General features: G+C 58.2%; 19 protein-coding genes and 1 pseudogene. 6 read left to right on the forward strand and 14 right to left on the reverse strand.

The window, feature by feature from the left end; all coding sequences use genetic code 11:
* Nucleotides 1-65: 65 nt before the first annotated feature.
* From nth to AC6I8I_RS08840, 10 genes are all read right to left on the reverse strand, one after another.
* The gene (nth, locus tag AC6I8I_RS08795) at nt 66-698 is read right to left on the reverse strand and encodes an endonuclease III (RefSeq protein WP_312056952.1); all 633 of its coding nucleotides are present in this window, start codon (nt 696-698) and stop codon (nt 66-68) included.
* The gene (locus AC6I8I_RS08800; protein WP_312056951.1) at nt 695-1,396 is read right to left on the reverse strand and encodes an electron transport complex subunit E; all 702 of its coding nucleotides are present in this window, start codon (nt 1,394-1,396) and stop codon (nt 695-697) included. The genes nth and AC6I8I_RS08800 overlap by 4 nt, the downstream gene beginning before the upstream one ends.
* On the reverse strand, nt 1,389-2,021 hold the full coding sequence (gene rsxG / locus AC6I8I_RS08805) for an electron transport complex subunit RsxG (protein WP_312057699.1): 633 nt from the start codon (nt 2,019-2,021) through the stop codon (nt 1,389-1,391). The genes AC6I8I_RS08800 and rsxG overlap by 8 nt, the downstream gene beginning before the upstream one ends.
* Nucleotides 2,022-2,024: 3 nt before the next feature.
* Nucleotides 2,025-3,083, reverse strand: coding sequence for an electron transport complex subunit RsxD (rsxD, locus tag AC6I8I_RS08810; RefSeq protein ID WP_312756837.1), 1,059 nt, complete (start codon nt 3,081-3,083; stop codon nt 2,025-2,027).
* Nucleotides 3,084-6,083, reverse strand: coding sequence for an electron transport complex subunit RsxC (gene rsxC / locus AC6I8I_RS08815; protein WP_497828564.1), 3,000 nt, complete (start codon nt 6,081-6,083; stop codon nt 3,084-3,086).
* Nucleotides 6,076-6,654, reverse strand: a complete 579-nt coding sequence (rsxB, locus tag AC6I8I_RS08820) for an electron transport complex subunit RsxB (protein ID WP_031377347.1) — start codon at nt 6,652-6,654, stop codon at nt 6,076-6,078. The genes rsxC and rsxB overlap by 8 nt, the downstream gene beginning before the upstream one ends.
* Complete coding sequence (gene rsxA / locus AC6I8I_RS08825; RefSeq protein WP_031377346.1) at nt 6,654-7,235, reverse strand: electron transport complex subunit RsxA; 582 nt, start codon at nt 7,233-7,235, stop codon at nt 6,654-6,656. Before rsxA ends, rsxB begins: the two co-directional genes overlap by 1 nt.
* Before the next feature lie 123 nt (nt 7,236-7,358).
* Nucleotides 7,359-7,802, reverse strand: a complete 444-nt coding sequence (locus AC6I8I_RS08830; RefSeq protein ID WP_312057459.1) for a DUF2569 domain-containing protein — start codon at nt 7,800-7,802, stop codon at nt 7,359-7,361.
* A gap of 102 nt (nt 7,803-7,904) precedes the next feature.
* Nucleotides 7,905-8,120 carry a transcription modulator YdgT gene (gene ydgT, locus AC6I8I_RS08835; protein WP_031377344.1) on the reverse strand — a complete coding sequence of 72 codons (216 nt, stop codon included), beginning with the start codon at nt 8,118-8,120 and terminating at the stop codon, nt 7,905-7,907.
* 383 nt (nt 8,121-8,503) lie between these two features.
* A complete protein-coding gene (locus AC6I8I_RS08840; protein WP_497828565.1) occupies nt 8,504-9,037 on the reverse strand; it encodes a cysteine hydrolase family protein in 534 nt (177 codons plus the stop codon).
* 134 nt (nt 9,038-9,171) lie between these two features.
* Between AC6I8I_RS08840 and AC6I8I_RS08845 the strand changes: the two genes are divergently transcribed.
* The 5 genes and pseudogenes from AC6I8I_RS08845 (at nt 9,172) to yjfF (ending at nt 14,332) form a co-directional block, all read left to right on the forward strand.
* Entirely contained in the window at nt 9,172-9,321 is a 150-nt protein-coding gene (locus AC6I8I_RS08845; protein WP_497828566.1) for a hypothetical protein, read from the forward strand.
* Between the two features lie 487 nt (nt 9,322-9,808).
* Nucleotides 9,809-10,765 (forward strand): galactofuranose ABC transporter, galactofuranose-binding protein YtfQ, encoded by a 957-nt coding sequence (ytfQ, locus tag AC6I8I_RS08850; protein ID WP_312057457.1) that lies wholly within the window; start codon nt 9,809-9,811, stop codon nt 10,763-10,765.
* A 54-nt stretch (nt 10,766-10,819) separates the two neighbouring features.
* On the forward strand, nt 10,820-12,340 hold the full coding sequence (locus AC6I8I_RS08855) for a sugar ABC transporter ATP-binding protein (protein ID WP_312057455.1): 1,521 nt from the start codon (nt 10,820-10,822) through the stop codon (nt 12,338-12,340).
* Nucleotides 12,333-13,356, forward strand: a pseudogene (gene ytfT / locus AC6I8I_RS08860) (galactofuranose ABC transporter, ATP-binding protein YtfT); the annotation flags it as partial. The gene AC6I8I_RS08855 and the pseudogene ytfT, both read left to right, overlap by 8 nt.
* Complete coding sequence (gene yjfF / locus AC6I8I_RS08865; RefSeq protein ID WP_031377340.1) at nt 13,346-14,332, forward strand: galactofuranose ABC transporter, permease protein YjfF; 987 nt, start codon at nt 13,346-13,348, stop codon at nt 14,330-14,332. The pseudogene ytfT and the gene yjfF, both read left to right, overlap by 11 nt.
* Before the next feature lie 44 nt (nt 14,333-14,376).
* On the opposite strand, the gene AC6I8I_RS08870 is transcribed toward yjfF, so the two are convergent.
* From AC6I8I_RS08870 to AC6I8I_RS08885, 4 genes are all read right to left on the reverse strand, one after another.
* A complete protein-coding gene (locus tag AC6I8I_RS08870; RefSeq protein WP_312057453.1) occupies nt 14,377-14,844 on the reverse strand; it encodes a GNAT family N-acetyltransferase in 468 nt (155 codons plus the stop codon).
* 334 nt (nt 14,845-15,178) lie between these two features.
* Nucleotides 15,179-15,475, reverse strand: coding sequence for a hypothetical protein (locus AC6I8I_RS08875; protein WP_497828567.1), 297 nt, complete (start codon nt 15,473-15,475; stop codon nt 15,179-15,181).
* Between the two features lie 637 nt (nt 15,476-16,112).
* Nucleotides 16,113-17,612 (reverse strand): L-arabinose isomerase, encoded by a 1,500-nt coding sequence (gene araA / locus AC6I8I_RS08880; protein ID WP_312756847.1) that lies wholly within the window; start codon nt 17,610-17,612, stop codon nt 16,113-16,115.
* 147 nt (nt 17,613-17,759) lie between these two features.
* Entirely contained in the window at nt 17,760-19,457 is a 1,698-nt protein-coding gene (locus tag AC6I8I_RS08885) for a ribulokinase (protein ID WP_497828568.1), read from the reverse strand.
* A 365-nt stretch (nt 19,458-19,822) separates the two neighbouring features.
* Between AC6I8I_RS08885 and AC6I8I_RS08890 the strand changes: the two genes are divergently transcribed.
* A complete protein-coding gene (locus AC6I8I_RS08890; protein WP_312056167.1) occupies nt 19,823-20,806 on the forward strand; it encodes an arabinose ABC transporter substrate-binding protein in 984 nt (327 codons plus the stop codon).
* The last annotated feature ends 82 nt before the right edge of the window (nt 20,807-20,888 follow it).

Raw genomic sequence — 20,888 nt, forward strand, 5'->3', positions numbered from 1 at the left:
TGTCATTGACGCTGGCTGGTGAGCGCTAAATAAAAAGACCCGCCGTGGCGGGTCAGAAATGAAGGTTACTCAACCTTATCGGGATACTCACACAGGTCTTCAATCAGACAGGCACCACAGCGCGGTTTTCTCGCCACGCAGGTGTAGCGGCCGTGCAGGATCAGCCAGTGATGGCAATCGACTTTATACGCCGCCGGCACCACCTTCAGCAGTTTCTGCTCCACCTGCTCGACATTTTTACCCGGCGCAAAGTGGGTGCGATTGCAGACGCGGAAGATATGGGTATCGACCGCGATAGTCGGCCAGCCGAAGGCGGTGTTCAGCACCACGTTGGCGGTTTTACGGCCGACGCCGGGCAGCGCTTCCAGTGCCGCACGATCTTCCGGCACCTCGCCGTTGTGCTGTTCCAGCAGGATGCGGCAGGTCTTAATCACATTTTCCGCTTTGCTGTTAAACAGCCCGATGGTTTTGATGTACTCCTTCACGCCTTCTACGCCCAGCGCCAGCATCGCGGCCGGGGTGTTCGCTACCGGATAGAGCCGGGCGGTGGCTTTGTTGACGCTGACGTCAGTGGCCTGCGCCGACAGCAGCACCGCAATCAGCAGCTCAAACGGCGAGTTGAAGTTTAGCTCGGTGGTCGGATGCGGATTATTCTGCTGCAGCCGACGGAGGATCTCATTACGTTTGGTCTGGTTCACACCGCTTTCCCGGTCGCGCCCTGTGGAGCAGAGGCAGCGGCTTCTGCGCGCTGTGCTGCCCGCTGTTTCATTTTCTGGTCGATCAGATATTTACCCGCCAGCATCATGCCGAGGCCGATAAAGGCACCGGGCGGCAGCATCGCCAGCAGCATTGGCGAGTCAAAATGCACCACCTCAATCCGCAACGATTTAGCCCACGGACCCAGCAGCTGATCGGCGCCGTTAAACAGCGTGCCGCTGCCGATGATTTCACGCATCGATCCCAGCACCACCATGGCGCAGGTGGCACCCATACCGATAGCGAAACCATCCAGTGCCGCCAGCGGAATGCTGCTTTTCGAGGCGACAGCTTCGGCCCGGCCAACCACGATGCAGTTCGTCACAATCAGCGGGATGAAGATGCCCAGCGACTGATACAGACCATAGGCGTAGGCGTTGATCAGCATCTGCACACAGCTCACCACCGAGGCGATGATCATCACGTAAATCGGGATGCGGATCTCCGACGGCACCCAGCGGCGTGAGGCGGAGATAAAACTGTTGGTCAGGGTCAGCACCAGGGTGGTCGCCAGACCTAATCCCAGCGCGTTGGTGGCGGTGGCGGTCACGGCCAGTAGCGGGCAGAGCCCCAGCAACTGAACCAGCGCGGAGTTATTTTTCCACAACCCGCCGACCAGCAGGCTTTTAGCTTCACTCATTTGCGTCTCCACATGCCGGTAACGAAGAGAGTTTCTCCGGAAGGGTTTCTATTAATAGTGCGGCGCGTTTGGTGGCGTTGACCACCGCGCGTGGGGTGATGGTGGCCCCGGTGAACTGGTCAAACTCACCGCCATCCTTTTTCACCGCAAAGGCTTTATCTGTCGGACCCTGAACCACTTTGCCATTAAAACTGTTGATCCAGTCCGAAATACGCAACTCGATTTTATCGCCCAGACCCGGCGTTTCATGATGTTCGACTACCCGCACGCCCAGCACTTTACCGTGAAAATCGGCCCCGACCAGCATCTGAATGGCACCGGAGTAACCATCCGGCGCGGTCGTTTCCAGCGCGGCCGCCACTGGCTGACCGTTGTTACGCGCCAGATAAAGATGGTGGGGCGCAGCATTGCCTAACGCCGGGTCCGTGACAACGTAACAATCCTGCTGGATGTTGTTGTCGTAGAGCGCGGTCGGCACCACCTGGTCGAGCAGGTTTTTCTGCTGTAGCTGAGTCTGATGTTCCACCGTGGGTTTGGTCACGGTGTTAACCACTGCGGTCGCCGCAGTGGTGATCGCGGCAAAAATCGCCAGCGTCACGCCATTTTTACGAATCGTCTCCAGCATCGCTTAATCCTTTAGATGGCCGTAAACGCGCGGCTGGGTGTAGTAGTCAATCAGCGGCACGCAGATGTTGGCCAGCAACACCGCGAAGGCCACGCCATCCGGGTAGCCGCCGAAACTTCTGATCAGCCAGACCAGCAGCCCGATCAGCGCGCCGTAAATCAGTCGGCCGCGGTTAGTGGTGGAGGCGGTAACCGGATCGGTGGCGATGAAAAATGCCCCCAGCATGCTGGCACCGGAGAACAGGTGAATCAGCGGACTGTTGAGTGACTCCGGTGAAAATACCCAGCCAAGCGTAGCGCAGAACGCCAGCGACAGCAGCATAGCGGCGGGAATATGCCAGCGGATCGCATTTTTCCACAGCAGAAACAGGCCGCCCGCCAGATAACCGAGATTGACCCACTGCCAGCCGAGACCCGCCAGCACGCCGCTGTAGATCGGCTGCGCCAGTAACTGATCGGCGCTATGACCGGCGCGCAGCCCGGTTTTAAAGGTATCCAGCGGCGTCGCCTGGCTGACGCCATCAACACCAATCTGCAACTGCTGCATGGTTTCGCCCGCCAGCGTGTGGCCGCGGAAGACCATGCTCAGGCTGTCCAGCAGCGTCGGTTTAATTGCCTGCAGCGTGTCGGGCGGCAACCAGCTGGTCATCTGGACCGGGAAGGAGATCAGCAGCACCACGTAACCGACCATCGCCGGATTAAAAGGGTTCTGGCCCAGCCCGCCATACAGCTGTTTGGCAATCACGATGGCAAATACCGTGCCGATCACCACCAGCCACCACGGCGCCAGCGGCGGCAGACTGATACCGATCAGCACGGCGGTCAGCAGCGCTGAATTATCTGCCAGGTTGCTGCCCACCGGCGCTTTACGCAGCCGTAAAATAGCGGCTTCGGTCAGCCAGGCGGTCAGCGTAGCCAGTAAAACCTGTAAAAAAGTGCCGTAGCCAAAGAAATAACACTGTGCGGCAAAACCCGGCACCGCCGCCAGCACCACCAGCAACATGATATTGCCGGTACTGCGGCGGTTATGGGTATAAGGAGAACTTGCGATACGAAAAGCCATTTAATCCTCAAGCGTCGTAGACGACTGCGCTTTACGCGCTTTGGCACGGGCGATGGCTGCCGCTATGGCGGCTTTACGCGCATCATCGGGTTGATTCAGTTCAGGTGCCTGTTCCGGTTCAGCATTGGCGTTGTTCGCTTGCTCCTGCGCCTGTTCGGCTTTTTCGACGGCGTAGTGTGCCTGGGTGGCCACTACCGCAGCATCACGTGAGGCTTCATCGGCCGCCGCTGCCTGCGCCTGTGCTTTCTTCGCTTTCGCACGGGCAATGGCGGCCTGCACCGCGGCTTTGCGCGGATCGTCAGTTTCAGCGGCAGGCTGTGCATCAGCGTCCGTTACCGGCTGCGCGCTTTCTGCCTGCGCCTGTGCTTTCTTCGCTTTCGCACGGGCAATGGCGGCCTGCACCGCGGCTTTGCGCGGATCGTCGGTTTCAGCGGCAGGCTGTGCGTCCGCGTCCGTTACCGGCTGCGCCGCGCTGTCCGCCTGAGCGGCTTTCTTCGCCTTCGCGCGGGCAATGGCGGCCTGCACCGCGGCTTTGCGCGGATCGTCGGTTTCAGCGGCAGGCTGAGCGTCAGTGTCCGTTACCGGCTGTGCCGCGCTGTCCGCCTGGGCGGCTTTCTTCGCCTTCGCACGCGCAATAGCGGCCTGCACTGCGGCTTTGCGCGGATCGTCGGTTTCAGCGGCAGGCTGTGCATCAGCGTCCGTTACCGGCTGCGCGCTTTCTGCCTGGGCGGCTTTCTTCGCTTTCGCACGGGCAATCGCGGCCTGCACCGCGGCTTTACGCGGATCGTCAGTTTCAGCGGCAGGCTGAGCGTCCGCGTCCGTTACCGGCTGCGCGCTTTCTGCCTGCGCCTGTGCTTTCTTCGCCTTCGCACGCGCAATGGCGGCCTGCACCGCAGCTTTGCGCGGATCGTCAGTTTCAGCGGCAGGCTGAGCGTCCGCGTCCGTTACCGGCTGCGCCGCGCTGTCCGCCTGGGCGGCTTTCTCCGCTTTCGCACGGGCAATAGCGGCCTGCACCGCGGCTTTGCGCGGATCGTCAGTTTCAGCGGCAGGCTGAGCGTCCGCGTCCGACTGCGCCGCGCTGTCCACCTGGGCGGCTTTCTTCGCTTTCGCACGGGCAATGGCGGCCTGCACCGCGGCTTTACGCGGATCGTCGGTTTCAGCGACAGGCTGAGCGTCCGCGTCCGTTACCGGCTGCGCCGCGCTGTCCGCCTGGGCGGCTTTCTTCGCTTTCGCGCGGGCAACAGCCGCTTCAACCGCCGCTTTACGCGGATCGACTGCCGCCTCTTCACTGGCCTCGGTTCCGGCCCCGGCTGGCGTCATTTTCTTCGCTTTGGCGCGGGCAATCGCCGCCTCAACCGCCGCTTTACGCGGATCGGTGGTCTGACGGCTCAGCGCCTGGGTTTCTGCCTGAGCCTCGGCCTGACGCAGACGCGCCTGTGCATGACGGGCTTCACGCTGCGCTTCGGCGGCGGCTTCATCCGGCTCGGCACGACGGGCGGCGGCCCGCGCTTTCGCTGCCGCCAGCTCGCCGCTGTCACTGCGGGCAACGCGCTGTTTCGCCTCTTCATGTCGCGCTTCACGCGCCTGCTTCTCACGTTCCAGTCGGGCCTGGCGTGCTTCAAAGCGCGCTTTGGCTTCGAGGGTACGTTTCGCTTCCAGATCGATGGCGCGCAGCTCAGCTTTTTCCTGCCGGTAATACTGCACCAGCGGAATATTGCTCGGGCAGACATAGGCGCAGGCCCCGCATTCAATGCAATCATCAATGTGATGCGCACGCGCCTTATCGTGGTCGCCGCCCTGGCTGTACCAGTAAAGCTGCTGTGGCAGCAGTTTAGCCGGGCAGGCATCCGCACAGGCAGAACAGCGAATGCAGGATTGTTCTTCGTCGTTGTTGCCCATTTCGCTGCTGGACGGAGCCAGAATGCAGTTGGTGATCTTCACCACCGGCACGTCCAGCGACGGCAGGGTAAAGCCCATCAGGGGGCCGCCCATGATCACCATCTGGCGCGGGCCAGGACGGAACCCAACCTGATGCAGCAGATGGCTGATAGGCGTGCCGAGACGGCTCCAGACGTTGCGCGGCTGGGCGATCGCCTCGCCGGTCAGCGTCACGACGCGTTCTGTAATCGGTTCACCGTTGATAATCGCGCGCTTAACTGCCCAGGCGGTCCCGACGTTCTGCATCAGCACGCCGATATCGGTCGAGCGCCCGCCGTGCGGAACCTCCATCCCGGTCAGGATGCGGGTCAGCTGTTTAGCACCGCCAGAGGGGTATTTGGTCGGGATCACCCGGATTTGCAGATCGCGCTCGCCGCCTAACGCCTGCTTCAGTGCCGCAATGGCTTCAGGTTTATTATTTTCGATGCCAATCAGCACCCGTTCTGCCTGCAAAACCCAGGCGAGAATCCGGCTGCCTTCCAGCACTTCTGACGCGTAGTCCTGCATCAGGCGATCGTCTGCGGTAATGTAAGGCTCGCACTCTGCCGCATTGATGATCAGGGTTTTGACACCGCGCAGGCCGCCTTTCAGCTTGGTGGCGGTCGGGAAACCCGCGCCGCCCAGACCGGCGATCCCGGCATCGTGAATGCGCTGCACGATGTCGGCGCGCGGATGCTGTCGATAATCGGGCAGGGGATCAAGCGGCATCCAGCGGTCTTCGCCATCGGGCGTCAGGAAAATGCACAGCTCTGACAGGCCAGACGGATGGGCGGTCATGTGCTGACCGATTTCCTCAATAGTGCCGGAGGTCGGGGCATGCACCGGTAACATCCGGCCGGTGCCAAAAGTCAGTGGCTGACCGCGCAGCACCTTATCGCCCGGCGACACGCAAATTTCACCTTCGTGACCGATGTGTTGTTTCAGCGGGATGATAAAACGGTGTGGCAACGGCAGTTCGCTCAGCGGGGTACCGTTGGACTGGGTTTTCATTTCCGGCGGATGAATGCCGCCCTGAAAATCCCAGATCTTCTCTTTTTTGAAAAAATTCAACAAATTAAGCATGAGTTTCTACCGGAATCACCCGCACCGGGATGCTGTTCAGATCCCACTTCCAGTTGGCAGGCGTGGTCTCAACCGGCCGCATCTCAATGCAGTCAGTCGGGCAGGGCGCAACACAGAGATCGCAGCCGGTGCAGACATCGCTCAGCACGGTGTGCATGGCGCGGGTCGCCCCGACAATCGCATCGACCGGGCAGGCCTGAATACACTTGGTGCAGCCAATGCAGTTCGCTTCATCAATAAAGGCTACGGTGCGGACCGGTGCTTTGGCCGTCTCATCGCCATCAATCGGCTGCGGCTCAACGTTCAGCAGCTCTGCCAGCTTGAGCATGGTCTGCTCACCGCCTGGCGCGCACTTGTTGATGGCTTCACCGTTGTTGCCCACCGCATCGGCATAGGGCCGGCAACCGGGATAGCCACACTGCCCGCACTGACTCTGCGGCAGAATGGCATCAATCTGCTCAACGATCGGGTCTTCTTCGACCTCAAAGCGGCGCGAGGCGTAGCCCAGCAGCGCACCGAACACCAGGCTCAGCGCACTTAATACAGCCACTGCTATCCAGATCGCGGTCATCAGAATTTCACCAGGCCGGTAAAGCCCATAAACGCCAGCGCCATCAGGCCAGCGGTGATCAGGGCAATGGAGTTACCTTTGAACGGGGCCGGCACGTTGGCCAGCACCAGACGTTCACGCATGCCGGCGAACAGCACCATCACCAGCGAGAAGCCAAGGGAAGCGCTAAAGCCGTACAGTGCCGCCTGCAGAAAGGTGTGATTGAGGTTAACGCTCAGCAATGGCACGCCCAGCACCGCGCAGTTGGTGGTGATCAGCGGCAGGAAAATGCCCAGCAGGCGATAGAGCGACGGGCTGGTTTTACGCACCACCATCTCGGTGAACTGCACCACCACCGCGATCACCAGGATATAGGCCATGGTGCGCAGGTAGACCAGATCGAGCGGCAGCAGGATCAGATGATTCACCAGCCAGGCACAGATTGAGGCCAGTGTAATCACGAAAGTGGTGGCCAGGCCCATGCCGATTGCCGTTTCCAGTTTTTTGGAAACGCCCATAAACGGGCACAGGCCAAGGAACTTCACCAGCACGAAGTTATTTACCAGCACAGTACCAACAAACAGCAGCAGATAATCGGTCATTTTTTCGCCTGAAATCCAGAAAGCGGCTTATTATCATTGATAGCGCGGCGTATCTCAACAGCTACGCCGCAACCGGCCGGGCAGACCGCACTCAGAATTAAATTCCTGACACAGCTCACAGCGTTACGGCTCAATAAAGGTGCTCTTTACCCGCTTAGATCGTTTGAAGTAGGGAGCAAACACCGCTGCCGCCAGCAGTGAAAGCAATAGCGTCTGCAGAGCACGGCTGTCGGTAACCGGGGTAAAGGCGAAGGTTTTCAGCGCTAACAGCACGGTAATCAGCAACCACAGCAGATAGTGGCGCGGTAAACGGCGTGAGCGCTTAAAGAACAGCCAGCTAATCCACAGGCTGTAAGCCCAGACCGCCACGGCAGTCAGCAGAGAGATGGCCCAGTAAGAGAAAAGGGTGCTGCCATGGGAGAAGAGTGTCGCGCGCCATGCCGGATTAAACAGCGGTGTGAGGTACATCGCCAAGACCAGCGCAGTGGTTAACAGGGTCATAATCAGCCAGGCCAGCGGCAGCAAAAGCCAGCCACCGATGCGCGGCGCAGCAACCTGTTCATTCATAGTGGTAATTCCTGTCCTGAGAAGTCGAAGCGCAGCAGAATAGCATGTCCAGATGGGGCGCGCCCGCCTGGACAACGTGACAAAAAATCAGGCAGCAGGGAATTATACCACGTAGCGCCACACCGTCTTAGGCACACAGCCAAGATCATATAACCGTCCGCCCGACGCCAGTTCGGCGCGCCGGTGATCGGCAGCACGGTACATATTGATGATATCCATCTCATCGGTGAGCGAGTAATTGAGGTGATCGAAGAGCTTTTCCAGACTGTCTGAGTTATTCACTTTACGAAATTTAAGCAGGTAGTCGTACGCAGTCATCATTGCCATAACAGTAGAGGGAACAAAGGAGTGCTCAGTATAGGGGGCAAGCTAAAGCTGTCCAGATCCTGCGGTGAAAAAAAGGCGAAAATCAGACAAACGACCGGGATACGCGGCTAAAAGTCCATTTTTGCAGGTTTATTCATGGATAGGGCCGCCTGGCCGGGGCGCTGAACGAGGGATTTTGCACCAAAGCCAGCGTCAGAAAAGGCCTGGTCCGCGTTGACGAGCCAACAGCGACACTCCTCAGTCGCACGTAGCACCGCACGGTTTTTGCTGCTGTTCTGACCCGCCACCAGAGTGAGGTGCGGCAGCGGTGCAGCAAGCGGTTAACCGGCGCGGCAGTTGTTCTGACCGCGCAGATTTTAACGAGTCCATGCTGTCTAAAACTGCCACTCAGCGGCAGTGGTGAGGCTAACAAACGGACCGGCCAGCGTCAGATTATGGTGAGCAATGATTTTTTCTGCGGTCAGATGGGGATTATCCACCGTGGTGTGGGCATCAGAAACCAGCACCACTGAAAAACCGCAATCTGCGGCTGCCCGACAGCTGGTATCGACGCAAAACTCGGTTTTCATCCCGGTCACCACCAGCTGTTTAATCCCTTTTTCTCGTAACTGGCTCAGCAGCGGCGTGTCTCTGAAACAGCTGGGGAATTTTTTGATAAAAACACCCTCCTGCGCGTCATCAACGCCCAGTTCCGGCAACAGACGGGTTAACGGGCTCCGGGCGCTGAATGGGGAATCATCGGGTCCGGTATGGCGTGCAAAAAAGATCGGGACCTTAGCCTGACGCGCTTTTTCAATCAGCTGGCAAATATTCGCTAACACCCTATCGGCGTGATAAGGCGTGACAGCTCCGCTGAACAGGCCCTGTTGCATATCGATGACTAATAATGCGCTTTCAGATGAACTCATGTTGTTTCTCCATTCAGAGGGTAAAGAACGGAGAACAGGTCCCCGTCCGGTTGGGCGGGGAGCGAAGATCTGTTTGTCAGGTGCCGGTCACAGATACGCTCACGCCGCCGCTCAAAGCGGTGCGGGTGGTGGTAGTGATGGTGATCGAACCTGAGATCAACATGATGTTGCCTTCCGTGGTGACTGCTGAACGAGTGGTGACTGCTGAACAACACGCTAACACAGATGGTGCAGTAAATACGCCGCAGCGGAGTAAAAAAACGCCTGGTCAGGGTCGCACTTAACCCGGCAGTGCGCATTGCCTGCCGTCGTCTCAGGCCGCCCGTCGTGGTCAGACGGCGTCGCGCTGTCAACCGATCGCCCGCAGAAGTCGCCAGAGAAACGTTTCGCCCGCCAGTCACCCGAAAAATGCACTCTGTAGGCACTATGCGAGCACGACGCTAGCACTATGCAAGCAATGTGCGGGCAATCACAAATCCCATTTTTTGTTCATCCCGCAGGCGGATAACCCATTTTGTACGCCTGGCTGTAATCGCTTTCAGTGGGGCTGAACATAAGCGATTCTGTTTATTACAATTATTTAACCCGTCCGGTTTTCACTTTCAGTTGTTTTATCCATAACAGCCTGCGCTATAAAACGGTTGCTGTTGACGTAACTCCTTTAAATTGCTCAATTTTGTGAAGCATGTCGCCATTATGCACCCTTTTTTAGTCCAGGCTAAGCGAGCTCTCTACCCTAAACAGCAAATGCCCTTCAGAGGAATAAAAACTATGTGGAAACGTTTACTTCTGACCACGCTGGTCAGCGCCGCGTTGACCGGACCAGTGTTGGCTGCGGACATGACGGTCGGCTTCTCGCAGGTGGGTTCGGAATCTGGCTGGCGCTCCGCCGAAACCAACGTGGCGAAAAGCGAAGCTAAGAAACGCGGTATCACGCTGAAAATCGCCGATGGTCAGCAAAAACAAGAGAACCAGATTAAAGCGGTGCGCTCGTTCATCGCTCAGGGCGTGGATGCCATCTTTATCGCGCCGGTGGTGCAGACCGGCTGGGAACCGGTGCTGGAAGAAGCCAAAGACGCCAAAATCCCGGTCTATCTGCTGGACCGCGCCATCGTGGTCAAAGACAAATCGCTGTATCAGGCGGTGGTTACCGCAGACAACGTGCTGGAAGGCAAGCTGATTGGCGACTGGCTGGTGAAAACCGTCGGCGACAAGCAGTGTAACGTGGTGGAACTGCAGGGCACGGTCGGGGCCAGCGTGGCGATCGATCGTAAGAAAGGCTTTGCTGAAGCGATCAGCGGTCATCCGAACATCAAAGTGATCCGCTCTCAGTCCGGCGACTTTACCCGCAGCAAAGGTAAAGAGGTGATGGAAAGCTTCATCAAGGCGGAAAACAACGGCAAGAACATCTGCATGGTTTACGCACACAACGATGACATGGCGATCGGTGCCATCCAGGCGATTAAAGAAGCCGGTCTGAAGCCCGGCAAAGATATTCTGACCGGCTCGATTGACGGCGTACCGGATATCTATAAAGCGATGCTGGCAGGCGAAGCCAACGCCAACGTTGAGCTGACGCCAAACATGGCTGGCCCGGCCTTTGATGCGCTGGAGAAATTTAAGAAAGAGGGCACGCTGCCGCCAAAAGTGATCAAAACCGAATCGAAACTGTTCCTGCCTGCTGACGCACAGCAGGAGCTGGAACGCAAAAAAGGCATGGGTTACTAAGCCGCAGACCGCCCTGCGGGGCGGTTTTTCATGACGTGAGGCGGAGTTAGCAGAATGACCACACACAATGAAACATCGCTGTTAACCATCAGCGGCGTCAGCAAAGGGTTTCCCGGCGTTAAAGCGTTGGACAACGTCTCGTTTGATATTCGCAAGGGCGAGATCATGGCGCTGCTGGGCGAGAACGGCGCGGGTAAGTCAACCCTGATCAAAGTGCTGACCGGCGTCTACAGCCGCGATGCCGGCACTATCACCCTTAACGGTAAGCCGATTACCCCGCACAACACCGCCGAGGCGCAGGAGATGGGCATCGGCACCGTTTATCAGGAAGTAAACATGCTGCCGAATATGTCGGTGGCCGATAACCTTTATATAGGCCGCGAGCCACGACGCTTCGGCATGATCGATCGGCGGCGCATGGTGCGGGATGCCGACGCGCTGATGCGCAACTACGGTTTTTCACTCGATGTGACGCGCCCGCTGGGACACTACTCAGTGGCGATGCAGCAGATTATTGCTATCTGTCGCGCGGTCGATCTTTCCGCCCAGGTATTGATTCTGGATGAACCGACCGCCAGCCTCGACGCCAGTGAAGTGGAGATGCTGTTTACCCTGATGGCGCAGCTAAAAGCCAAAGGGATGAGCCTGATTTTCGTGACCCACTTTCTCGATCAGGTTTACCGCATTACCGATCGCATCACGGTATTACGCAACGGGCAATTTATCGCTACCCGCGATACCGCCTCGCTGCCGCAAATTGAACTGATCAAACTGATGCTGGGGCGCGAGTTGCTGGAGACGGCGCTGCAGCGGCAGGGCAGTACTCTGCGCAGTAATCAGCCGGTGGTCTCGTTTGAAGATTACGGCAAAAAAGGCACCATCGAGCCGTTTAATCTGCAGGTCCGGCCGGGTGAAGTGGTCGGTCTGGCAGGGCTGCTGGGCTCGGGACGTACCGAAACCGCAGAAGTGCTGTTTGGTATTCGCCGCGCCGATCGCGGCACGGCAAAAATCAAAGGCAAGGTGCAGCGCATTACTAACCCGGCCCGCGCCTCGCAGCTGGGCATGGGGTTCTGTCCTGAAGATCGCAAAACTGACGGGATTATTGGCGCGGCCTCGGTGCGCGAAAACATCATTCTGGCGTTACAGGCGCAGCGTGGCTGGTTACGGCCGATTAAAAAGCGTGAGCAGCAGGCGATCGCCGAACGCTTTATTAAGAGCCTCGGCATTCGTACGCCGCACGCCGATCAACCGGTGGAGCTGCTGTCGGGCGGTAACCAGCAGAAGGTGCTGCTGTCGCGCTGGCTGGTGACGAAACCGCAGTTTCTGATCCTCGACGAGCCGACGCGCGGCATTGACGTGGGCGCGCACGCCGAGATTATTCGTTTAATTGAATCCTTATGTGCTGATGGACTGGCGCTGCTGGTTATCTCCTCTGAGCTTGAAGAACTGGTGGGTTATGCCGATCGGGTGCTGATTATGCGCGATCTGAAGCAGGTGGCAGAAATTCCGCTGGAGCAACTTTCGGTAGCGTCGATCGTCAACGCTATCGCTGACGGAGGGGCACAACATGCTTGAGACCCCTATGACACCTGAAAAACCGCAACGCCGTAAGCTGAAACTGCCACCGGGCATGCCGCAAATTGCGGCGCTGCTGCTGGTGCTGCTGATCGATAGCCTGGTGGCAAATAACTTTTTTGCTGTCCATCTGCAGGATGGCCGACTGTTCGGCAGTCCGATTGATATTCTCAACCGCGCCGCACCGGTGGCGCTGCTGGCAATTGGCATGACGCTGGTGATCGCCACCGGCGGTATCGACCTGTCGGTTGGCGCGGTGATGGCGATTGCTGGCGCGACGGCCGCCACTCTGACAGTGGCCGGACACAGCGTGCCGTTTATCATTGCCGCGACGCTGGCTACCGGTCTGGTCTGCGGCATCTGGAACGGGGTGCTGGTGGCGCTGCTGCGTATTCAGCCGTTCGTCGCCACGCTGATTCTGATGGTGGCGGGGCGCGGTATCGCTCAGCTGATTACTCAGGGCCAGATCGTTACCTTCGACAGTGACAGCCTTGGCTGGTTTGGCAACGGCTCGCTGCTGATGTTGCCGGTACCGGTGTGGATCACCCTGCTGGTGGCGCTGGCGGTCTGGCTGCTGACTCGCAAAACCGCGCTCGGCCTGTTTATTGAAGCGGTAGGGATTAACCTGCGTGCCGCGCGCAATGCGGGCGTCACAGGCTGGCTGGTGGTGATGTCGACCTACGCCATCAGCGGCGTTTGCGCTGCAGTAGCCGGGCTGATTGTTGCTGCCGACATTCGCGGTGCGGATGCCAATAACGCCGGATTATGGCTGGAGCTGGATGCGATTCTGGCGGTGGTGATCGGCGGGGCGTCGCTGATGGGCGGACGCTTCAATCTGGTGCTGTCTTTGATCGGCGCGTTGATTATTCAGTCGATGAACACCGGTATTTTGCTCTCCGGCTTCCCGCCAGAGCTGAATCAGGTGGTCAAAGCGGTGGTGGTGATGTGCGTGCTGTTACTGCAGTCACCCCGGTTTATTGCGATGTTAAAACGGAGACGCCCGACATGATCAAACGCCATCTGCCGTTGATGATCACCTTACTGGTTTTCGTCGCGGGTTATCTGTTCTGCCTGAGTCAGTTCCCTGGCTTTGCCTCAACCCGGGTAATCTGCAATATCCTGACCGATAATGCCTTTCTCGGCATTATCGCGGTCGGTATGACGTTTGTGATTTTATCCGGCGGTATCGATCTGTCGGTCGGCGCGGTGATCGCCTTTACCGGGGTGTTCCTGGCGCGGGCGATTGGCGATTTCCACCTCGATCCGCTGCTGGCCTTTGCGGTGATTCTGGCGCTGGGTGCCTTGTTCGGCGCGATGATGGGCTGGTTGATCGATGCGCTGAAGATCCCGGCCTTTATCATCACCCTGGCCGGCATGTTCTTTCTGCGCGGCTGCAGCTATCTGGTGTCGGAGAACTCGATTCCGATCGATCATCCGTTCTATACCATGCTCTCCAGCCTGGCGTGGAAAGTGCCAGGTGGCGGACGTCTCAGCCTGCTGGCGGTGATTATGCTGGTAGTGGTACTGGGCGGGATTATTCTGGCGCACCGCACCCGCTTTGGTAATCAGGTCTACGCGATTGGCGGTAACCTGACCTCGGCGCAGCTGATGGGGGTGTCGACTCGTGCCACCACCATCAAAATCTATATGCTTTCCACCACTTTAGCCACGCTGGCCGGTATCGTCTTCTCTATCTACACCTCGGCCGGTTATGCGCTGGCGGGACTGGGCGTGGAGCTGGATGCGATTGCTTCGGTGGTGATCGGCGGCACGCTGCTGTCGGGCGGGGTTGGCACGGTGCTGGGTACGCTGTTCGGCGTGCTGATTCAGGGGCTGATCCAGACCTGGATTAATTTCGACGGCACCCTCAGCTCGTGGTGGACCAAAATCGCCATTGGTATTCTGCTGTTTGCCTTTATCGCATTACAACGTCTGCTGACGGTGATCTGGGATCGCCAGCAGAATGCACCGGTAAAACGATTGAGTTCCTGACTACCTGAGTATCCCGCTAAAGGGCGGCTCGCCGGAGCCGTCCTTTACTGCGCCAGAGGCAACTTCATCACCGTGACCTCTTCACCCGCTATTTGCCGCTGTTCCACCGCCTGCCATCCTGAACGCTGATAGTACGCTTGCTGATCGGGCGTATAGAGCCACAGTTCACTGATTTGTTGTTTGATTGCTTTCGCAATCGCCAGTTGGATCAACGCTTTTGCCACGCCCTGACCGCGGAATCTCTTATCAGTGACCACCTCGCCAATCCAGTATTCCCGCGCGGCAATGTCATCCAGTTCATAGCGAATGACGCTACAGGTCGCAATCACCGTTTCGCCATCCGGCGTGGCAATAAGCGTAAATTCTGCCGAAGGTTTCTGATTGCGCTGTTTTAAACGCGCAACAATGGCAGGCGGGTGAGACCATGCAGGAAGATGTGACCATTCAGTGTACAGCAGCTGTGCGGTTTGTTCGGCGTAGCGGGGATGTTGATTCAGCTCGGCAATAAGCATGTGCGGGGCGCCTTTATTTTGTCAGGCATCAAGCAATACAGGCTGGTGGGTGAAAGAGCAAGATCATGAAGAGGTTACATTGCAGTAAAGGATGTTTGTATGTCCGGCTAAAACAATCGCTGGTAGCTTAAGGGGCAGGGTCAGGAAAGGCATGCCCGATCGCAAAGGATTCCCGCCTCCCTGCGGCTCGGCCGCGCCATCCCGGGCGCGGACGCTTTGCTCTTCTGGCATGCCTTTCCTTCCCGGCAGGGCTGATGTGTCGCTTTAAGAAGCAGGAAGCGGAGCGTTTTCTGGTGGATGGATAAAACAATGGCGGGTGGCTGAGGGGGCAGGGTCAGGAAAGGCATGCCCGATCGCAAAGGATTCCCGCCTCCCTGCGGATCGGCCGCGCCATCCCGGGCGCGGACGCTTTGCTCTTCAGGCATGTCTTTCCTTCCCGGCTGGGCTGATGTGTCGCTTTAAGCAGCAGGAAGCGGAGCGTTTTCTGGTGAATGGATAAAACAGTGGTTGGTGGCTGAGGGTGCAGGTGCAGGTGCAGGGTCAGGAAAGGCATGCCCGCTCGCAAAGGATTCCCGCCTCCCTGCGGATCGGCCGCGCCATCCCGGGCGCGGACGCTTTGCTCTTCAGGCATGTCATTCCTTCCCGGCTGGGCTGATGTGTCGCTTTAAGCAGCAGGAAGCGGAGCGTTTTCTGGTGGATGGATAAAACAATGGCGGGTGGCTGAGGGGGCAGGGTCAGGAAAGGCATGCCCGCTCGCAAAGGATTCCCGCCTCCCTGCGGATCGGCCGCGCCATCCCGGCGCGGACGCTTTGCTCTTCAGGCATGCATTTCCTTCCCGGCTGGGCTGATGTGTCGCTTTAAGAAGCAGGAAGCGGAGCGTTTTCTGGTGGATGGATAAAACAGTCGCTGGTGGCTGAGGAGGCAGGGTCAGGAAAGGCATGCCTGCTCGCAAAGGATTCCCGCCTCCCTGCGGATCGGCCGCGCCATCCCGGGCGCGGACGCTTTGCTCTTCAGGCATGTCATTCCTTCCCGGCTGGGCCGATGCATCGCGTTAAGCCGCAGGAAGCGGAGCGTGTGAGGCGAGTATCCCGGCGGGCGGGACTAGCGGGATCTATTGACGGCGATGTTACGGAACGCCCACTATTCCCGACTGAATACCGCCGTTTTTATAAAAAAAAACCGATGCCGCATAAGCCTGCATCGGTGGTTTCATTGACTTTAGCGCGCGGCTAATCGTTAAAATGAGCAGTGCTGCCTCAGCGGCGTAATTAACGTTTCAGCCGGTAGTACGCTTCATTCCAGCGCAGCGCATCTTTGAAGGAGGGCAGTCGGGTATGCTCGTCAATCACCAGCACTTCGATGTCGTTCATCTCGCCGTACAGATACATATCATCCAAAGTCAGCGCCTGGCTGAACACCGTATGGTGCGCGCCGCCGCCAAGGATCCAGGCTTCTGACGCGGTCGCCAATGACGGCTGGGCTTTCCACAATGCGCGCGCAACCGGCAGCTTCGGCAGCGGTTTCGGCTGTTCAATCGCATCTACTACGTTAACCAGCAGACGGAAACGATCGCCCATATCAATTACGCTGGCGTTAATCGCACGCCCGGCTGGCGTTGAGAAGATCATGCGGGCCGGATCGGCTTTATCACCAATGCCGAGGAACTGCACGTCGATTAATGGCTTCTCTTCAATGGCAATCGACGGGCAGACTTCCAGCATGTGGGAGCCGAGCACCAGATCGTTCCCCGGTGAGAAGTGATAGGTGTAATCCTCCATAAATGAGGTGCCACCTTTGCGATCGCCCGCCAGCACTTTGAAAATGCGTAACAGCGCCGCGGTTTTCCAGTCACCTTCACCGGCAAAGCCATAGCCCTGACCCATCAGACGTTGCACCGCCAGTCCCGGCAACTGCGTCATACCGTGCAGCGTCTGGAAGTTGGTGGTAAACGCCTGACAGCCTTCCGCTTCCAGAAAACGCTTCAGGCCCAGCTCGATACGCGCGGCATCCAGCACGTTCTGCCGTTTTTCTCCGCCAGAGGCTGCCACATCGGTAAAGCGATAGAGGCTCTCGTACTCGTCGATCAGCGCATTGACGTCGCCATCACTGACCTGATTGATCACCTCAACCAGATCGCCGACGCCCCAGCCGTTGACCGCATAACCGAATTGGATCTGCGCCGCGACTTTATCGCCTTCGGTAACCGCCACTTCGCGCATGTTATCGCCAAAGCGCGCCACTTTTAGCTGCTGGCTGGCCTGTTTCGTCAGCGCCGCACGCATCCAGTTACCCAGACGCTGCTGGCTGGCCCCGTCCTGCCAGTGACCGGTGACCACGCTGTGCTGCAGACCCATCCGTGCGCCGATAAAGCCAAACTCACGGCCGCCGTGCGCGGTCTGGTTCAGGTTCATAAAGTCCATGTCCATGCTGTCCCACGGAATCTCAGCATTGAACTGGGTATGGAATTGCAGCAGTGGTTTATTCAGCACGCTCAGGCCGCCAATCCACATTTTGGCCGGCGAAAAGGTGTGCAGCCAGGTAATGATGCCGACGCAGCGGGTGTCATGATTCGCGTCGCGGCACAGCGTCAGCGCTTCATCCGGTGATTTTACCAGCGGTTTCAGCTCCAGCTGCAGCGGCAGGCCAGCCTGATTTAATCCTTCGACGACCTGACGTGCATGCTGTTCGACCTGGCGTAACGTCTCCGCCCCGTAGAGGTGCTGCGTGCCAATCACAAACCACACGCTGTAGTTGTTTAACTGTTCCATAAATCCACTCCTTTACTTTGAGCCTACCCCAATAGGCTATTTTATTTGTCAGTCTAAACCTGGGCAGTGCTCACAATCCTCACGTACTCCGTGTACGCTCCGGTTGTTCCGCGCTGTCCGTGTCCAGACTGCCTGCAACAATTACGCCTACTGGGATAGGCTCTTAGCGGAAGCGGGGCGGGCGGCATATTGCGGTTCAGCCGTCACGCACCATTGTTGATAGCGTTGATAGAGTTGTTGATAGCGTGCCACGCGCGCCGGGTCGGGCTGCAGGGTGACGGCAATCGGACTGGCCATCACCTGCTGTGCCTCGGGCACGCTGGGATAGACGCCAGCCGCGACGGCGGCGAAAATCGCCGCGCCCAGCGCACAGCATTCATCGGAGGCGACAATATCCAGTGGCCGGTTCATCACGTCGCAGCAGGCCTGCATAATCGCCGGTGATTTACGCGCGATGCCGCCGAGGGTCAGGATGTTTTCTACCGGGATCTGCTGCTGTTCGAAGCACTCCATAATGGCGCGCGCGCCAAAGGCGGTGGCGGCAACCAGTCCGCCAAACAGCGCCGGCGCATCAGTGCCGAGGTTGAGATCGGTAATGACCCCTTTCAGGCGCTGGTTGGCATTAGGGGTGCGACGGCCGTTGAACCAGTCGAGTACCACCGGCAGGTGGTCGAGCTGCGGATTGGCAGCCCAGGCTTCGGTCAGATCTTTAATCAGCGTCTGCTGCATCTCCGCCAGTTGCGGTTTCAGCGCCGGATGACGCTCAGCGGCCAGCTGCAGCGGCCAGCCCAGCAGGCGGCTGAACCAGGCATAGATATCGCCAAAAGCAGACTGTCCCGCCTCCAGCCCGACCGCACCAGGCATCACGCTGCCATCAACCTGACCGCAGATACCTTTAATTGCGCGATCGCCAACCTGTTCAGCATCGGCAATCAGGATGTCGCAGGTAGAGGTGCCAATCACTTTGACCAGGGTATAGGGCTTCGCGCCGCCGCCGACCGCGCCCATGTGGCAGTCAAACGCACCGCCGGACAGGGTGACCGTTTGCGGCAGACCGAGCCGCTGCGCCCATTCCGGGCTGAGGGTGCCGACCGGCAGGTCAGCGGTCCAGGTGTCGCTGAACAGCGGTGAATCGAGCTGTTGCGTCAGCATCGGGTCCAGTGCATTGAGGAAGTCTGCTTCGGGCAGGCCATTCCAGTCGCCGTGCCACAGCGCTTTGTGTCCGGCGGCGCAACGGCCACGCCGCAGCCGATCGGGCGCCGTGGTGCCGCTCAGTAACGCCGGCACCCAGTCGCACAGTTCAACCCATGAGACCGCCGCGTCACGCACCGCCGCATCTTCGCGTGATACGTGCAGAATCTTGGCCCAGAACCATTCAGAGGAGTAAATGCCGCCGATATAGCGGCTGTAATCCTGAAAACGGCCGCTGTGACACAGCTGATTGATCTCTTCCGCCTCTTCAATGGCGGTGTGATCTTTCCATAACACAAACATGGCGTTGGGGTTGTCGGCAAATTCGGGGCGCAGCGCCAGCACGTTTCCGTCGCGATCGATGGGGGCCGGGGTCGAGCCGGTGGTGTCGACGCCAATGCCGACTACGGCGGCGCGCTGCGGCTCGCTGAGCGCATTCAGTACGCCGAGCATCGCCTGTTCCATCGCATCGATGTAATCCTGCGGATGGTGACGAAAACGGTTGGTGTGTGGATCGCTGTATAAGCCCTGTTGCCAGCGCGGGTAGCTGACCACCGCACTCTGCAGCTCTTTGCCGCTGTGACAATCAACGGCCAGCGCACGCACCGAATCACTACCAAAGTCCAGCCCAAGGGTGATGGCTCCAGCACGCATCGGAATCTCCTGTAGTTAATGAACTCCTACATCCTGTGACCGGCGCGCCAGAACGGTTAGTCATGGCTGGCTGACAATATGCACTTTTCTGTCATCGACAGTGATTTTGTGATCCATTGCAAAAGTTAACGTCCGGTTAAATTTGCTGAATATATGGACCATTCTGCCGTGATTTTAAGATGTGATACCGCTCTACATTTTTCTTCGCTATTCCCGCTAAAACTAGGCCAGCGTCTGAACAGGCTTTCAGCACATAGCACTCTAACGCACTGATTTATGGCTGTACCTACAAATGAGAAAACACTGGTAGCGTTTACACCGATTCGTTATTAGCAGTGAAAAACAACCTGGCACCGGAGAGCATCATGCATAAATTCACTAAAGCGTTCGCGGCCATCGGCCTGGCAGCGGTTATGTCACAATCCGCTATCGCCGAGACCATGAAGCTCGGTTTTTTAGTCAAGCAACCGGAGGAACCCTGGTTCCAGACCGAGTGGAAGTTCGCCGATAAAGCCGGCAAGGATTTGGGCTTTGACGTGATTAAGATTGCGGTTCCCGATGGTGAGAAAACCCTCAACGCCATCGACAGCCTGGCCGCTAACGGCGCAAAAGGCTTCGTCATCTGTACGCCCGATCCTAAGCTCGGCTCAGCGATCATGGCCAAAGCGCGTGGCTATGGTCTGAAGGTAATTGCGGTGGACGATCAGTTCGTGACCGCCAAAGGCAAGCCGATGGATACCGTTCCGCTGGTGATGATGGCGGCCACCAAAATTGGTGAACGTCAGGGTCAGGAACTCTACAAAGAGATGCAGAAACGCGGCTGGGATGTGAAAACCACCGGCGTAATGGCGATTACGGCAAATGAGCTGGACACCGCGCGTCGTCGCACCGGCGGCTCGATGGACGCGATCAAAGCGGCTGGCTTCCCGGCCGCGCAGATTTATCAGGTGCCGACCAAATCGAATGATATTCCGGGCGCGTTTGATGCCGGTAACTCACTGCTGGTACAGCATCCGGAAGTCAAACACTGGCTGATTGTCGGCATGAACGACAACACCGTGCTGGGCGGCGTGCGCGCCACCGAAGGTCAGGGCTTTAAAGCCGCTGACGTCATCGGTATTGGCATCAACGGCGTCGATGCAATCAGCGAATTGTCAAAAGACAAAGCGACCGGCTTCTACGGTTCTCTGCTGCCGAGCCCGGACGTTCACGGCTATAAAAGCAGCCAGATGCTCTACAACTGGGTCAGCAAAGGCGAAGAGCCACCAAAATTTACCGAAGTCACCGACGTGGTGTTAATCACCCGCGACAACTTCAAAACCGAACTGGCGAAGAAAGGGCTGATGTAAAGCCTGCTCCTGCCGGTGTCTGAACACAACGGCGTCACGATTTAGTCAGCCCGTGTATTTCGCGCCGCCAGACTGCCGCCGG

The organism is Pantoea sp. X-Soil-YNGN-775, assembly GCF_059730575.1.